The sequence below is a fragment of the Achromobacter spanius genome, from assembly GCF_003994415.1.
GTDB classification, from domain to species: domain Bacteria; phylum Pseudomonadota; class Gammaproteobacteria; order Burkholderiales; family Burkholderiaceae_B; genus Achromobacter; species Achromobacter spanius_C.
The window spans coordinates 1,164,302-1,179,483 of sequence record NZ_CP034689.1 but is presented as its reverse complement, the minus strand read 5'-3'; the positions used below and the strand labels follow the sequence as shown (position 1 = coordinate 1,179,483).

At 65.9% G+C, this 15,182-nt stretch carries 13 protein-coding genes; 9 read left to right on the top strand and 4 right to left on the bottom strand.

The genetic code is table 11. The annotated features are described in order from the left end of the window. Positions 1–10 precede the first annotated feature (10 nt). The 3 genes from ELS24_RS05300 to ELS24_RS05290 are packed head-to-tail and all read right to left on the bottom strand — an operon-like array spanning position 11 to position 4,579. A complete protein-coding gene (locus ELS24_RS05300) occupies positions 11–1,426 on the bottom strand; it encodes an efflux transporter outer membrane subunit (protein WP_127183598.1) in 1,416 nt (471 codons plus the stop codon). A gap of 5 nt (positions 1,427–1,431) precedes the next feature. Further along, positions 1,432–3,390 (bottom strand): MacB family efflux pump subunit, encoded by a 1,959-nt coding sequence (locus ELS24_RS05295; protein ID WP_127183597.1) that lies wholly within the window; start codon positions 3,388–3,390, stop codon positions 1,432–1,434. A gap of 1 nt (position 3,391) precedes the next feature. Further along, positions 3,392–4,579 (bottom strand): efflux RND transporter periplasmic adaptor subunit, encoded by a 1,188-nt coding sequence (locus ELS24_RS05290; protein ID WP_050448955.1) that lies wholly within the window; start codon positions 4,577–4,579, stop codon positions 3,392–3,394. A 382-nt stretch (positions 4,580–4,961) separates the two neighbouring features. On the opposite strand from ELS24_RS05290, the gene ELS24_RS05285 reads away from it, so the two are divergent. The 6 genes from ELS24_RS05285 to purU all read left to right on the top strand — a co-directional run bounded on the left by ELS24_RS05285 (position 4,962) and on the right by purU (position 10,160). Next, positions 4,962–6,170 (top strand): MFS transporter, encoded by a 1,209-nt coding sequence (locus ELS24_RS05285; protein ID WP_127183596.1) that lies wholly within the window; start codon positions 4,962–4,964, stop codon positions 6,168–6,170. 10 nt (positions 6,171–6,180) lie between these two features. Next, the gene (locus tag ELS24_RS05280) at positions 6,181–6,837 is read left to right on the top strand and encodes a gamma-glutamylcyclotransferase (RefSeq protein ID WP_127183595.1); all 657 of its coding nucleotides are present in this window, start codon (positions 6,181–6,183) and stop codon (positions 6,835–6,837) included. A 117-nt stretch (positions 6,838–6,954) separates the two neighbouring features. Beyond that, positions 6,955–7,584 carry a pyridoxamine 5'-phosphate oxidase gene (gene pdxH, locus ELS24_RS05275; protein ID WP_050448956.1) on the top strand — a complete coding sequence of 210 codons (630 nt, stop codon included), beginning with the start codon at positions 6,955–6,957 and terminating at the stop codon, positions 7,582–7,584. Positions 7,585–7,623: 39 nt separating this feature from the next. Continuing rightward, positions 7,624–8,148: a flavin reductase family protein gene (locus ELS24_RS05270; RefSeq protein ID WP_050448957.1), complete on the top strand. Its 525-nt coding sequence runs from the start codon at positions 7,624–7,626 to the stop codon at positions 8,146–8,148. After that, positions 8,145–9,254 carry an NAD(P)/FAD-dependent oxidoreductase gene (locus ELS24_RS05265; protein WP_127183594.1) on the top strand — a complete coding sequence of 370 codons (1,110 nt, stop codon included), beginning with the start codon at positions 8,145–8,147 and terminating at the stop codon, positions 9,252–9,254. The genes ELS24_RS05270 and ELS24_RS05265 overlap by 4 nt, the downstream gene beginning before the upstream one ends. 51 nt (positions 9,255–9,305) lie before the next feature. Then, on the top strand, positions 9,306–10,160 hold the full coding sequence (purU, locus tag ELS24_RS05260) for a formyltetrahydrofolate deformylase (RefSeq protein WP_050448959.1): 855 nt from the start codon (positions 9,306–9,308) through the stop codon (positions 10,158–10,160). Positions 10,161–10,183: 23 nt separating this feature from the next. Here purU and ELS24_RS05255 read toward each other — a convergent pair whose 3' ends face one another. Further along, entirely contained in the window at positions 10,184–11,095 is a 912-nt protein-coding gene (locus ELS24_RS05255) for a LysR family transcriptional regulator (protein WP_050448960.1), read from the bottom strand. 114 nt (positions 11,096–11,209) lie between these two features. Here ELS24_RS05255 and ELS24_RS05250 point away from each other — a divergent pair, with 114 nt between their 5' ends. The 3 genes from ELS24_RS05250 to ELS24_RS05240 are packed head-to-tail and all read left to right on the top strand — an operon-like array spanning position 11,210 to position 15,069. Beyond that, a complete protein-coding gene (locus ELS24_RS05250; protein ID WP_127183593.1) occupies positions 11,210–12,910 on the top strand; it encodes an acyl-CoA dehydrogenase family protein in 1,701 nt (566 codons plus the stop codon). Positions 12,911–12,960: 50 nt separating this feature from the next. Further along, on the top strand, positions 12,961–13,944 hold the full coding sequence (locus tag ELS24_RS05245) for a Bug family tripartite tricarboxylate transporter substrate binding protein (protein ID WP_127183592.1): 984 nt from the start codon (positions 12,961–12,963) through the stop codon (positions 13,942–13,944). A gap of 12 nt (positions 13,945–13,956) precedes the next feature. After that, entirely contained in the window at positions 13,957–15,069 is a 1,113-nt protein-coding gene (locus ELS24_RS05240) for a CaiB/BaiF CoA transferase family protein (RefSeq protein WP_127183591.1), read from the top strand. The last annotated feature ends 113 nt before the right edge of the window (positions 15,070–15,182 follow it).

Genomic DNA, 15,182 nt, shown 5'->3' with positions numbered 1-15,182 from the left:
AACTCCAGCCTCAGACCGCATCGTCCCCGCCCAACGCCTGGTACACCGTCACCTGGTTCACCAGGCGGTTCAGGCCGTTCTCATCGCGGGCAATCTCGGCCGTGCGCCGTTTTTCCTGCGCGTCCAGCCAGTCTTTCAACGACACCGCCCCCGCCCGATACCGAACCTCGTACAGGCGCTCGGCCTCGCGCGCCGCGCGCAGCGACCGCGCAAGCTGCTCGGCCTGCAAGGCCAGCTGGGTTCGATTCGACAGCGCATTTTCCACATCGGCCATGGCCTGATACAGCGCCTGCCGGAAATTGACCACACGCTCTTCGTAATCCGCCTTCGAGATCTTGATGTTCAACTGCATCTGGTTCCATTGCAGGAACGGCAGCGTCAGACCTACGCCCAGCGTGGCGATGGGGTTTTGCAGCATGTTCGACAGCGTGGGGCTGGCGCTGCCCACCGCACCCGTCAGCGTCACCGGCGGGTAGAAGCTGGCGCGGGTGGCATCCACGGTAGCCAGCGCCTCGCGCAGGCGCAGCTCGGTGGCGCGCAGGTCGGGGCGACGGCTCAGCAGGTCCGCGGGCACGCCCGCGCGCGCCTCGGGCAGCGGATACTGCGGCAAGCTGGGCGGGTTGGCCATGCTGCGGTCGGGCGGGCCGTCGAACAGAATCGTCAACGCATTGGTGTATTCCACGCGCTGCTGCACCAGCAGGGTGTGCGCTGCCTGCTGGCTGGCCACGGTCTGCTCGGCTTCGGCCAGTTCCAGCGCCGACGCGCCGCCCGCCGCGTATTGCGCGCGCACCAGGTCTTGCGTGCGGCGCGCGTAGGCGATGCTTTCCTCGCTGCTGGCAATGCGCTGGTTGATGAAGGCCGTCTGCCAATACAGCGTGGCGGTGGTGGCCACCAGCGACAAGGCGGCGGACTGGCGGTCTTGCTCGGTGGCCAGCGCTTCCCATTGCGCCGCATCGCGCTGGCGCGACAGCTTGCCCCACAGGTCCACTTCGTAGCTGACGGTCAGTTGCGCCTGGTTGGCGCGCGTGATGGCCCGGTCGCCATACAGGTTGCGGTTGCGCGTCACGTTGGCGTCGCCGCCCAACTGCGGGATCAGCTTGTCTTCGGTCAGGCCCGCCTGGTATTGCGCGCGGCGCACGCGGATGGCGGCTGCGGCCAGATCGTTATTGCGCGCCAGGACGGCATCGACCAGGCCGTTCAACACCGGGTCGTTGAAATTGCGCCACCACGCACCGCCGTCAGCCAGGGGGACTTGGGCACCGGCTTGTCCGTCTGCCGCTCCACCGTAGGTCCAGGCGGCGGGCGTCTGGGTCAGCGGCGGTTCATAGTCGGTGCGCAGCAAGCTGCCGCAGCCGGCCAGCACCAAAGGCAGAGCCAGCGCCAACGTCCGCACGACAGGTTTGCATTTCAGGGAAACCGCTTTCATCGTCCTCATTCCCGGGCCAGCGCCTCGACGGGATCCAGGCGCGCTGCGTTGCGCGCCGGCAAATAGCCAAAAAGCACACCGATCAGCGTCGAGCACGTAAATGCCGCCACCATCGATGCCGTGGAATAAATCATCTGGAACGAGCCGCCCGTGGCCTTGGACACCAGCACGCCCAGGGCCAGCGACAGAATGATGCCCAGCGCCCCGCCGATCAGGCAGACCAGCACGGCTTCAATCAGAAACTGCTGCATGATGTCGCTGCGCCGCGCGCCCACCGCCATCCGCACGCCGATTTCCCGGGTGCGCTCGGTGACCGACACCAGCATGATGTTCATGACGCCGATGCCGCCCACCATCAGCGAGATCAAGGCAATCAGCGACACCAGCAGCGTCATGGTGGCGGTGGTGCGTTCGATGGTCTTGCGGATGGCGTCCGTGTTGAACACGAAGAAATCCTTCACCACGTGGCGGCGCATCAACACGCGCTCGATGGCCTTTTCGGCGGCGACGGGCGGCGTGGCGTCGCTGACACGCACCGTGATGCTCTTCAGGTGCTGCTGGCCCAGCACGCGCGACAAGGCCGTGGTGTAGGGAATCCAGACGTTCAGGGACTCGTTGTTGCCGAACACCGAGTCCTTCTTGGCGGTCACCCCGATCACGCGCGCCGGCATGGAGCCCAGGAAGATGACCTGCCCGATGGGCTCCGTGTGCGAGCCGAACAGCGCCCGCTGCGTGCCGTCGTCGATCACCACCTCTTGCGCCCGGCGCACGACGCTGGTTTCGTCGAAGAACTTGCCCTGCGCCAGCTTGATGGCGCGCACGCGAAAGTACTGTTCGCCCACGCCCTGTATGGATCCGTTGACCGACACGTTGCGATAGCGCAGCGTGTTGCTGGTGGCCACTTCCGGCGTGACGCTGTCCACATAGGGTTCGCGCGCCAAGGCGTCGGCGTCGGCCGCGACCAGCGTGCGGATATTCACGGCCTTTTCGTCGCCGAAATCCTTGCCGGGAAAGACCTCCACCGTATTGGTGCCGATGGCGCTGATGTCTTCCAGGATCTTGCGCCGCGAGCCCTCGCCCAGCGCCACCACCGACACCACGGCGGCAATGCCGATGATGATGCCCAGCATGGTCAGCGACGTGCGCAGCCGGTGCGCGTTCATGGACAGCAGCGCCATGCGCAAGGCTTCGCCGCAGCGGTCCAGGTACGACTGCCAGGCGGGCCGCCTGGGCAATTCGGGCGGTGCGTCGCGCGCGGCGTCCCGGTGTGGGGCGTCGGGGTTGCGCTTGTCCGCCACGATCTCGCCGTCGCTGATCTCGATGATGCGTTGCGCGTGGCGCGCCACGTTCATGTCGTGCGTGACGATGATGATGGTGTGCCCGGCGGCGTTCAGCTCTTCCAGAATGCGCAGCACTTCCTGGCCGGTGTGCGTGTCCAGCGCGCCGGTGGGTTCATCGGCCAGGATGATGTCGCCGCCGTTCATCAGCGCGCGCGCGATGCTCACGCGCTGCTGCTGGCCGCCGGACAACTGGCCGGGGCGGTGTTCCGAGCGGTCGCCCAGGCCCAGCCGTTCCAGCAGTTGGTCGGCGCGGTCGATGCGCGCCTCGCGGCGCTTGCCGGCGTAGACGGCGGGCATTTCGACGTTGCCCTGCGCGCTCAGGTCGGACAGCAGGTGATAGCGCTGGAAGATAAAGCCGAAATGTTCGCGGCGCAGTTCGGCCAGTTCGTCCGGGTCCAGCTCGCCCGTGCTGCGGCCGTCGACGCGGTAGTCGCCCCGGGTCGGGCGGTCCAGGCAGCCCAGGATGTTCATCAGCGTGGACTTGCCCGAACCGGACGCGCCCACGATGGCGACCATTTCGCCGGCCTCGATGGTCAGGTTGACGTCTTTCAGGACGGCAATGGTCTGGTCGCCCGCGGGAAACTCGCGGCGCACCCCGGACAGCGCGATCAACGGACCGCTCATGTCAGGCCCCCGGCGCTGCGCCAACGGCTGGGGCGGAATCCGCCGACACGACCCGGTCGCCCACCTCCAGCCCTTCCAGCACCTGCGCCTGGACGTTGTTGTTCATGCCGATCTTGACCTGGCGCACCTCGGTCTTGTTGTCTTCCAGGACCACGCGCACGGCATAACGGCCATCGTCACCGCGCTTGCCCAGCGCCGAGGCGGGCACCACCACGGCGTCCTTGGCTTCGCCCAGCACGATGAACACCTGCGCGGTCATCGAGATGCGCAGCTTTTCGTCGGGGTTGGGCACATCGAACAGGCCGTTGTAGTACACGGCGGCGGTGGTGGAGCTGCTGCTGGACGAGGTCATCGACGTGGTGGCGTCGTCTTTCTGGACGGAGTCCGGCGCGGGTTCCACGGCGCGCAGGGTGGCGTGATAGCGCTGGTCGGGCTCGCCCAGAATGGTGAAGTACACGGGCAGCCCCGGCTTGACCCGGGTGACGTCGGCTTCCGAAATCTGCGCCTTGATCGTCATGGTGTCCACCTGGGCCACCTTGATGATGGTGGGCGCGCTCTGGATCGAGTTGACGGTCTGGCCTTCCTTGGTCACCACCGCCACCACCATGCCGTCGATCGGCGACACAATGCGTGTGTACCCCAGGTTGACCTTGGCCGTATCCACCTGGATTTCAGCCTGCGCGATCTGGGCGTCCAGCGACGCGATCTCGGCACGGGTCACGCCCAGCGTGGCTTCGGCGGATTCATAGGCTTCGCGCGAACTGGCGTCGGCCGCCAGCATCTGGCGCTGGCGCTTGAACGCCAGCTCGGCCTGTTTCAGCATGGCGACCTTGGCGGCCCGCTCGGCGCGCCGGGTCTGCAAGGCGGCTTCGGCGTTGCGCAAGTCGTTCTGCTGGGTCAGGTCGTCAATCTCGGCAACCAGTTGGCCTTTCTTGACGCGGTCGCCCAGTTCCACTTTCAAGGACTTCAACTGGCCGGTGGCCTGGGCACCCACGCTGACCCGCTCGATGGCGTCGATGGTGCCGCTGGCCAGCACGCTGTCTTCCAGATTGGCCCGGGTCACTTCCGCCACCGCGAAAGTGGGTGGCGGCGGCGCCGAGAAGAACGCGGCTCGCAGGCCCCACACCCCCAAGAGGATCACGACGGCGATGATTGCGTAGCGTTTGAACTTACTGCGGGACTTTTTCATTGCACCAGTGGATAAGGGGCGAGCCACGCCGCCCGTATTGCGGAACCAGGACGCCATCCTAAACGGGCGGGATGGCCAATCAACCGGCTGTCGTCGGTTGAAACGGGAAAAAAACACTAGCGTTGCACCGCGCGGCGCAACGCGCTTTGGATTGTTCCGTTGCGTGAACGATACAACGCCAACGACCCGCGCGTGAAACCCGCCCCGGGCGCCCGCCGTCAACATGCCGACAACCTGCCGCGATCTTGCACCGTAAGCGCGCAACTTGGCCGCTAGATGGCGCCTATCTTGTTAACACGCTCAAGAACAATATGCGGCGCTGCAAAAAAAGCGCGCCTCGACATAGGGGGACGATACGAACAGAATGAATGCAGTTAACGCCGTGTCTACCTCCAACAGATCCCCCTCCTCGCCCTCTGGTTCCCCGGAATTTTCCGGGGCGGTGCTGCTGTGCCTGCTGGCGATGATGAATCATGTGGCGTTGACAGGGGGACGCATCACCGTATCCCTGACGGCCCTGCAAATGGGGTTGTCCACGTTCAAGGTAGGCATGCTGGTTGCCGTGTTCGCGGTGCTGCCCATGCTGTTTTCGGTGCGCGCGGGGCGCTGGGTCGATCGGGTGGGCATCGTGCGCCCGCTCGTCATTGGCACGTCATTGGTGGCGATCGGTACCGCTTTGCCGTTTATCTCGCAGACTCAGACGACCTTGCTGATTGCGTCCTGCTGTATCGGCATCGGTTTCATGCTGCATCAGGTGGCCACGCAAGACCTGCTGGGCCATGCTGAACCCGCGCAACGGATGCGCAACTTTTCCTTCCTGTCCTTGGCGCTGGCCGCGTCCGGATTTTCGGGGCCGCTGATCGCCGGACTGGCCATCGACAACCTGGGCACGCGTACCGCGTTCGGCTTGCTGGCGTTGGGGCCCATCCTGTCCGGCATCGGGTTGTACGCCTTGCGTCACCAATTGAAGGCGGTGGATTCGCAACTGTCGGGCGCCAAGGAAGCGCAGCGCCGCCGCGTGACCGAACTGCTGGCGGTGCCCGCCCTGCGCCGCATCCTGATGGTCAACACCATATTGTCCGGCGCGTGGGACACGCATTTGTTCGTGGTGCCGATCTTTGGCGTGGCGATCGGGCTGTCCGCCACCACCATCGGCGTCATTCTGGCGTCCTTCGCGGCGGCAACTTTCGTTATCCGCCTGGTATTGCCGCTGATCATGCGCCGGGTGCGCTCGTGGACGCTGGTGCGGGTGGCGATGGCCACGGCCGCCATCGACTTCCTGCTTTACCCGCTTTTCACCGACGTTAGCGTCCTGATCGTGCTGTCGTTCATCCTGGGGCTTGCCTTGGGGTGCTGCCAACCGAGTATGCTTTCCCTCTTGCACCAGCACAGCCCGCCCGGGCGCGCGGCCGAAGCCGTGGGCTTGCGCATGGCGCTGATCAACGGCTCGCAGGTATCCCTGCCGTTGACCTTCGGCGCGCTGGGTGCGGTAATTGGCGTCGCCCCGTTGTTCTGGGCCTATTCGCTGGCCTTGATGGCGGGCGGTTGGGCCAATCGCAATCCCCCGCTCGACTCTGAACGAAAACCGTAGAGCTTTGACCATGCAGTCTTCTTCCCCCGCCTCCGGCATTGCCGGCGCCAGCTTGCCCTTCCGTCTTTGGACGCCCGAGGAAAGGCAGGCATCGCTGGATGACGCGCTGCGCCATTGGCAAGCCGGGGAAGACGTCTGGGTATATGGGTACGGATCACTGATCTGGCGCCCTGATTTTGATTTCATGGAACGCCGGCTGGCCACCCTGCGCGGTCATCACCGGGCGCTGTGCCTGTGGTCGCGCGTGAACCGGGGCACGCCGGAATGCCCCGGCCTGGTGTTCGGCCTGGACCGTGGCGGCTCGTGCCGGGGCGTGGTCTACCGCCTGGCCGGCAGCCAGGTACCCGCTTACTTCCCGGCGCTGTGGGAACGCGAAATGTCCACCGGCGCCTACCTGCCCCGCTGGATCAATTGCACGACCGACGCCGGCACCGTCCGCGCCCTGGTCTTCATCATGAACCGCGACAACCCCGCCTACATCCGCGCGCTGCCCGACGCCGAACTGCTGGCCATTGTGCGCCGCGCGGCTGGCCGCTATGGCCCCTGCACCGATTACGTGGTGCAAACGGCCCAGGCGCTGCGCGCCGCCGGCATCCACGACGCCCGGCTGGACGCCATCGCGCGGCTGCTGGAAGAAGACGGACACACCCTGCCAGAAGGCGCCTGAGCGCGTCACTGGCCGCCCCCAAGCGGAAAACATGCCCGAGGCTGCGCGGGGTCAATAAGGGAACGGCCACCCGGGCGGTATAAACTCCCTGTTATCCACGCTGAATCCCACGCCTCCATGTCCGTCTCCGATCTGCGTCAAAGCTACGAAAAGAACGTCCTGTTGGAAAGCCAGGCCGCCGCCTCGCCGTTCGAGCAATTCACCCGCTGGTTCGACGAAGCCCTGGCCGCCAAGGTGCCCGAACCCAACGCCATGACCTTGGCCACGGTTGACGCCAGTGGCCAGCCCAGCGCCCGCATCGTCCTCATCAAGGGCTTTGACGAGCGCGGCTTCACGTTCTTCACCAACTACGAATCCCGCAAGGGCCAAGACCTGCTGGCCGAGCCGCGCGCCAGCCTGCTGTTTTTCTGGCAGCCGCTGGAACGCCAGGTCCGCATCGAAGGCGTGGTGGAAAAAGTGGCCCCCGAAGAATCGGATGCCTACTATCACAGCCGCCCCGCCGGTTCGCGCATCGGCGCCTGGGCCTCGCCCCAGAGCCAGCCCATTACCCGCGAAGCGCTGGAAGCCCGTGAAAAGGAATTCCGCGAACGCTTTGGCGAACAGCCGCCGCGTCCGCCGCACTGGGGCGGTTACCGCCTGAAGCCCACCGCCATTGAATTCTGGCAAGGCAGGCCCTCGCGCCTGCACGACCGTCTGCGCTATGTAGCCGACGGCTCGGCCTGGAAGATCGAACGCCTGTCGCCCTGATGCCGGGCGCCTTGCCGCGCCCGCCCAATTACCGATTGCATGCCCGCCTCCTCCCCTGATTTTGACGCCGCTTTTTTCCGCACCGCGCTGGGTCGCTACGCCACCGGCGTAACGGTCGTGACGGCCGCCGGGCTTGATGGCGCCCCCATCGGCCTGACGGTCAGCTCGTTCAACTCGGTATCGCTGAACCCGCCGCTGATCCTCTGGAGCCTGTCGCGCGCGTCGTCGTCGCTGGCAATCTTCGAGCAGTGCGAACGGTACGTGGTCAACGTGCTGAGCGCCGAGCAGATCGCGCTGGCGCGGCGCTTTGCCACCGGCAAGACGCCCGACCGCTATGCCGGCCTGACGGTGCACTACGCGCCGGGCGGCACGCCGATGCTGGACGGCCATTGCGCCGCCTGGTTCGAATGCCGCAACCGCAGCCGCTACGAAGAAGGCGACCACATCATCATGGTGGGCGAAGTAGAACGCTGCGGCCACAGCCACGAGCCGCCGCTGGTATTTCACGCGGGCGGCTTCGACCTGACGCCGGCCGGTACCCGCTCTGAAAGGAAAGCACCATGAGCGCGGATGTGGATTGCATCGTTATCGGCGCGGGCGTGGTCGGCCTGGCCATCGCGCGCGCGCTGGCGCAGGCCGGCCGCGAAGTGCTGGTGGCCGAAGCCACCGAGGCCATCGGCACGGGCACCAGCTCGCGCAATTCCGAAGTCATCCATGCCGGCATCTACTACCCCGCAGGCAGCCTGAAGGCGCGCCTGTGCGTGCGCGGCAAGCATCTGCTGTACGCCTATTGCGCCGAACGCGGCGTGCCGCACAAGCGCCTGGGCAAGCTCATCGTCGCCACCGACCGTGACCAGGCGGCCCAGTTGGAAGGCATTGCGCAGCGCGCCCGCGCCAATGGCGTGGACGACCTGCAATTCATCTCGGGCGAAGAAGCCATGCGCCTGGAACCCGCGCTGCAATGCACCGCCGCGCTGGTGTCGCCGTCCACAGGCATCGTGGACAGCCATGCCCTGATGCTGTCGTTCCAGGGCGACGCCGAAAACGCCGGCGGCCAATGCGTCTTCCACACGCCGCTGGTATCTGGCCGCGTGCGCCCCGAAGGCGGCTTCGAGCTGCAATTCGGCGGCGACGAAGCCATGACCTTGACCTGCAACGTGCTGATCAATTCAGCCGGGCTGCAAGCGCCCGCGCTGGCCCGCGGCATCGACGGCGTACCGCCCGCCAGCATTCCCACCGACTACCTGTGCAAGGGCAGCTACTTCACCTTGTCCGGCCGCGCCCCGTTCTCGCGCCTGATCTACCCCGTGCCGCAACACGCCGGCCTGGGCGTGCACCTGACGCTGGACCTGGGCGGGCAGGCAAAGTTCGGCCCCGACACCGAATGGATCGGCACCGAGGACTACACGCTGGACCCGGCCCGCGCCGACGTGTTCTATGAAGCCGTGCGCAGCTACTGGCCGGCCCTGCCCGACAACGCGCTGGCGCCCGGCTACACCGGCATCCGGCCCAAGATCTCCGGCCCGCACGAGCCCGCCGCCGACTTCGTCATTGCCGGCCCCGCCGTGCATGGCGTGCCGGGCCTGGTAAACCTGTTCGGCATTGAATCTCCCGGGCTGACCTCAAGCCTGGCCCTGGCGGAAGAAACCCTGGCGCGCCTGAGCGCCTGAGCCTGATTCCACCCATCCCCTCTTATCCTTACCCTGGCCTATTCCCGCACCATGCAGCACAACGACTACATCCTGACCCTGTCCTGCCCCGACCGCACCGGCATCGTCTACCGCGTCAGCGGCCTGTTGTTCGAATTGGGTTGCAACATCCTGGATTCGCAGCAGTTCGGCGACGAGGAAACCGGCCAGTTCTTCCTGCGCGTGCACTTCGACCTGCCCGTGGCCGTGAACCCCGACGACCTGCGCGCCCGGCTGGATACGCTGTCGGTGGATTACGGCATGGACCTGAAGCTACACGACGCGCGCCGCAAGCAGCGTCTGCTGATCATGGTCAGCAAGCAAGGCCACTGCCTGAACGACCTGCTGTTCCGGGTGCATAGCGGGCATTTGCACGCGGAAGTGGCTGCGATTGTGTCGAACCACAACGACTACGCCAGCCTGGCCGCGTCCTACGGCATCCCGTTCCACTACCTGCCCGTAACGCCGGACACCAAGGCGGAACAGGAAAAGCAGGTGCTGCAAATTGCCGACCAGTCCAACACCGACCTGGTGGTGCTGGCCCGCTACATGCAGATCTTGTCGGCGGACATGTGCCGCGCGCTGAATGGCCGCGCCATCAACATCCACCACAGCTTTTTGCCCAGTTTCAAGGGCGCGCGCCCATACCACCAGGCGCATGCGCGCGGCGTGAAGATCATTGGCGCCACCGCCCACTACGTGACGTCGGACCTGGACGAAGGCCCGATCATCGACCAGGACATCGAACGGGTCGACCACACCATGACGGCGGCCGACCTGACCCAGGTGGGCAGCGACATTGAATCGCTGGTGCTGTCGCGCGCGGTGCGCAGCCATGTGGAACACCGCATCCTGCTGAACCGCAACAAGACCGTGGTGTTCCGCTGATCTGATCTGTATTGCGCGGGTCTTCAGTCGGCCGCGGCCTGGGTCGCGGCCGATGGAAACTGGCGCTCTACCAGCGCCATCGCCCTTTGCTGCAAGGGCGTGCGCGCACCGGCGTGCCAGATCACCTGGCTGACCGAGCGCGCGTCATGCGCGAAGGCGATGAAGCGCGTGCCGGCCAGGCCGCTGCGCGACAGGCAGGCCGGCACGATCGACACGCCCAAACCCTGCGACACCAGCGACGCCACGCTCAGCCAGTGGCGCACTTCGTGCCGGATCACCGGCATGAACCCCGCCGCCACACACATGGACAGCACGGTTTCGTAATAGCTGGGGGATGCCGCCCGGGCGAAGAAGACGAAGTCATCGCTGGCCAGTTCGGCAAGACGTAGCGACTGGCGGCCCGCCAGTGGATGCGAGTCCGGCAGGCATACTACGAAGGGTTCCGCGATCAGGTCGCGCGCCAGCACCTCGTCGGGCACCGGGTTGGCGTGGATAAAGCCCAGGTCCTGCTCACCACGCCGCACCGCTTCAATCTGCTCGTGGGAATTCAGTTCAGTCAGCACATGCTCAACGTCGGGCAACTCCGCCCGCATGGCATTCAACAGCGTCGGCAGACCGCGATACAGCATCGACCCCACGAAGCCGATGCGCAGCCGGCCCCGCAAGCCCGCGTCCACCCTTTGCACCAGCGTGCGTACCTCTTCCGCCTGCCTCAGCAACGTCAGGGCCTCGCGATACAGCACGTGGCCCGCGTCGGTCAGTTCCACATGCCGGCTGGTACGCGCTAGTAAGCGAGCGCCAACGTTGTCTTCCAATTGGCGGATGGCGTAGCTCAACGGGGGCTGGGAAATATGCAGCCGCGTGGCGGCGCGACTGAAGTGGCGCTCTTCGGCCACCGCGATGAAGTAGCGCAAAAGGCGCGGGTCCAGATCCATGGTCTCCCCCTATCTATATTTTTTATGGATTGTTCTACACAAAATCGGTATTTGCATAGATTAATCTACCCGCGCAACATCGGCCATCTTCCCCGTTTTCCGCAGGATGCCGCCATGGACGCCCCCGCCCGCCCCGTTGCCCCCGCCGCCACGCCCGTTCCGGATTCACGCGGCCTGAATCTATTCAGCGCGGACCCTTATGCCGCCGCGCTAAGCCAGCGTTACCTGCCCGCCGCGCTGCACACGCATCTGCTGCCGCACCTGGAACGCCTGGGCGGTTTGGCTGGCGGTGTGATGGACGAACTGGCCGCCACGGCGGACAAGCATCCGCCCACCCTGTCCGTGCGCAGCCGCGCGGGCGCGGACGAATCGCGCGTCGACAAACATCCCGCCTATGTCGAGCTTGAACGGCTGGCCTACAGCGAATTCGGCTTGGCCGCGCTGTCGCATCGCGGCGGCGTGCTGGGCTGGCCCGAACCCATGCCGGCCAGCGCCAAGTACGCGCTTAGCCACCTTTTCGTGCAGGCCGAATTTGGCCTGTGCTGCCCGGTCAGCATGACCGATTCGCTGGCGCGCACGCTGCGCAAGTTCGGCGACCCCGCGCTGGTCGAGCGCGTGCTGCCGCAAGTCACCACCCAGGATTTCGACGCGCTGCGCCAAGGCGCCATGTTCATGACGGAACAGGGCGCGGGCTCGGACGTGAGCGCCACGGAAGTGACCGCGGAAGCGCAGGCCGACGGCACCTGGCGCATCCATGGCGACAAGTGGTTCTGCTCGAACCCCGACGCGGGCTTCGCCATGGTGTTGGCGCGCAGCGAGCCGCAGCCGGGCCTGAAGGGCGTGTCGCTCTTCTTGCTGCCGCGCGACCTGGACGATGGCAGCCACAACCACTACCGCATCCTGCGCTTAAAGGACAAGCTGGGAACGCGCTCGATGGCCAGCGGCGAGATTCGCCTGGAAGGGGCCGTAGCCTGGCTGGTGGGCGAACGTGGTCGCGGCTTCAAGCAGATGGCCGACATGATCAACAATTCGCGCCTGTCCAACGGCATGCGCGCGACCGGGCTGATGCGCCGCGCGGTGACCGAAGCCATCTACGTGTCGCAGCACCGCCGCGCCTTCGGCAAGCGACTGATCGACATGCCGCTGATGCAGCGCCAGCTGGTCAAGATGACGGTATGGGCCGAACAGGCGCGCAGCGTCATGTTCCAGACAGCGCGCGCGCTGGCGGACGCCGACCAGGGCACGGCCGACCCGGCGCTTGCCCGCATCCTGACACCGCTGATCAAGTTCCGCGCCTGCCGCGATGCCCGCAAGGTAACGGGCGACGCGATGGAAGTGCGCGGCGGCTGCGGCTATATCGAGGAATGGACCGAGCCGCGCCTGGTGCGCGACGCACATCTGGGATCCATCTGGGAAGGCACCAGCAACATCGTAGCGCTGGACGTGCTGCGCGCCATCAAGAAAGAAAATTCGCTGCCCTCCCTGCGTGCGCACATCGACCAGTTGCTGGCGGCGGGCGTGCCCTGCCCGACCGATCTGGCCGAACTGCAAGCAGAGGCGCTGGCCAAGAGCTTTGCGTTGGCCGAACACGCGGCGGCGGGCGACCATGATGAACTGGCCCGCCAGGCCGCATCGTTGCTGTACCACGCCGTGTCCATGGCCGCGCTGCGCTGGGAAGCCACGGGCGCCGGGCTGGAAAGCCGTGCGCAACTGGCCGACCAGGTGCTGCTGCACCGCCTGGCGCCGCGCGACCCCTATGCCATTCCCCCCAACGAAAGCGCGGCCTGCCAGGCCATCTTGCAGTACGCGCTGTAATCCGACGCCGGCGGCACAGCCGGCGCGCCTTCCCCACAGGAGACACCACCATGAAACGCTTTATTGCCCCCTTGCTTATGGCCGCGGCTACCGCCGTCATGCCGGCCACGTCCGCGCTGGCCGCCGACGCCTTTCCCAGCGCCCGCCCCATCACGCTGGTCGTGCCGTTCCCGCCCGGCGGGCCGACCGACGCCATGGCGCGCCGCCTGGCCGAGAAACTGCGCGAGCCGCTCAAGCAGAACGTCATTGTTGAAAACCGCAGCGGCGCGGGCGGCAACATCGGATCGGAATACGTGGCGGGGGCCAAGCCCGACGGCTATACGCTGCTGTTCGGTACGTCCGGCCCGCTGGCCATCAACGTCAGCCTGTACAAGAACCAGGGCTACAACCCTGAAACCAGCTTCGCACCCATCATCCGCCTGGGCCATCTGCCCAACATCCTGGTGGTGAACCCGTCGGTGCCGGTCAACAATGTGCAAGAGCTGATCGCCTACGCCAAGAAGAATCCCACCAAGCTCAGCTACGCGTCGTCGGGCAACGGCGCATCGTCGCACCTGGCAGGCATCCTGTTCAACAAGATGGCCGGCACCGACATCATGCACATCCCCTACAAGGGCACGGGGCCCGCGCTGAATGACCTGCTGGGCGGACAGGTGTCCATGTCGTTCACCGACATCCTCACGGCCTTGCCCCACGTCAAGGCCGGCAAGCTGCGCGCCATCGGCCTGGCCAGCGCGCAACGATCGGACGCGCTGCCGGATTTGCCCACCTTGTCCGAGCAAGGCCTCAAGGGCTATGACGTCAGCGTCTTCTTCGGCATCGTCGCGCCCAAGGGCACGCCGGCCGATGTGGTGGACACGTTGAACCAGGCGTTCAAGACCGCGTTGTCGGACCCCACCGTCGAGCAGGCGCTGCGTTCGCAAGGCATCGTGGCGGCCAAGGACCAGACGCCGCAAGGGCTGGCCGACTTCATCAAGGCCGAAGTCCCCAAGTGGCGCGAACTCATCAAGAGCGCCAACGTTTCCATCGACTGAAGCAGAGATTCCATGGCCCCTACTCTTCCGAACGCCGGCGCGCTGGCCGGCTGCAAAGTGATCGACCTGTCGCGCGTGCTGGGCGGCCCGTACTGCACGCAGATACTGGCCGACCACGGCGCCGACGTGCTGAAGATCGAGCCCCCGGGCGGCGACGAAACCCGAGGCTGGGGGCCGCCCTTCCTGGGCGACACGGCGTCGTACTTCATCGGCGTGAACCGCAACAAGGAAGGCATGACGCTGGACTTGTCGCAACCGGCGGGCCAGGAACTGCTGCGCCATCTGCTGGCCGACGCCGACGTGCTGGTTGAAAACTTCAAGCCCGGCACGTTGGAAAAGTGGGGCCTGGGTTATGACAGCCTGAGCCAGGCCTTTCCCAAGCTGGTGCATTGCCGCGTCAGCGGCTTTGGCGCGGATGGCCCCTTGGGCGGGCTGCCCGGCTACGACGCCTGCGCGCAAGCCATGTGCGGCTTGATGAGCGTGAATGGCGAAGCCGACGGCGAGGCCACGCGCGTGGGTCTGCCGGTGGTGGACATGGTGACCGGACTGAACGCCGCGGTCGCCGTGTTGCTGGCGCTGAACGAACGCCATCGCAGCGGCCTGGGCCAATTCCTGGACATCACGCTGTACGACTGCGCGCTGTCGCTGTTGCATCCGCACGCCGCCAACTTTTTTTACAGCGGCAAGGTGCCCAAGCGCAGCGGCAACGCGCACCCGAACATTGCGCCTTACGAAACCCTGCCCACCGCCAGCGGACCGATTTTTCTTGCCGTAGGCAACAACCGGCAGTTTGCGTTGATGACGCAGGTGCTTGAAGCGCCGGGGCTGGCGGCGGATGCGCGCTATGCGACAAATGCCGATCGTCTGCAAAACCGGCAAGCCTTGCGCGATGAATTGTCGAGTTTGCTGGCGAGTCAGAATGCGTCGGCGCTGGCCGACCGCCTGCTTCGCGCAGGCGTCCCCGCCGCCGCCGTGCAAACGGTGGACCAAGCCTTGGCGCATCCGCACACGAAGCATCGCGGCATGGTGCTGGAGCAAGGCGAATACAAAGGCGTAGGCTCGCCGATCAAGCTATCGCGCACACCGGCTAGCCTGCGGAAACTGCCACCAGAATTGAAGGCGTGAATCGATGGGTTTCGCGCGAATTGCACTTGAGTCTTTCTGGCCTGAATCTCGCGCTGCACCCATCCTACGAACCCCAACCGGATATGAATCGTAGGATGGGTGCAGCGCGCGAA